Source organism: Mesorhizobium sp. M3A.F.Ca.ET.175.01.1.1 (genome assembly GCF_004791945.1).
Classification (GTDB): domain Bacteria; phylum Pseudomonadota; class Alphaproteobacteria; order Rhizobiales; family Rhizobiaceae; genus Mesorhizobium.
On the sequence record NZ_SRTP01000098.1, the window covers coordinates 1 to 412 of the forward strand.

A 412-nucleotide genomic window follows, 5' to 3' on the forward strand; every position below is an offset into this window, starting at 1 on the left:
GCCGGAGCATCTCCGAAGTTGTCTTCAAAAGTGATTGCACGTGAGCTCATTTTGAAAGCTGGGGTTGCATAAAAGAAGCGTCTCCGGCCGCACCATAGGCGATTGCGATAATTTTTTCGGTGTTTTTCTTCGCAGTTACGATATAAACGCCTCGGGCGGCATTTTGCGGAGAACGACATCGGGCATGGCGATGCAGGATGGCTCGTATGAAAGGCTGCGTGCCGCCGGCTGTGCCGATGAAGTCGCCTATGTGCAGGCCTGTCTGAGGCTGTTTTTCGCACCCGGCGCCGGCGTCGGCGACGGCCAGGCCGATATGCCCGCGCCGGCAATCTCGGCGGCTCACGTCGCCGACATCGCAAGACTGAACAAGGTCGCCGTATTCATGCTCAAGGCGCTCGCGCGTGCCCCCGCC

General features: G+C 59.2%; 1 pseudogene. It reads left to right on the forward strand.

The annotated features are described in order from the left end of the window. Positions 1-184: 184 nt before the first annotated feature. A pseudogene (locus tag EN818_RS30910) lies at positions 185-412 on the forward strand (hypothetical protein); the annotation flags it as partial.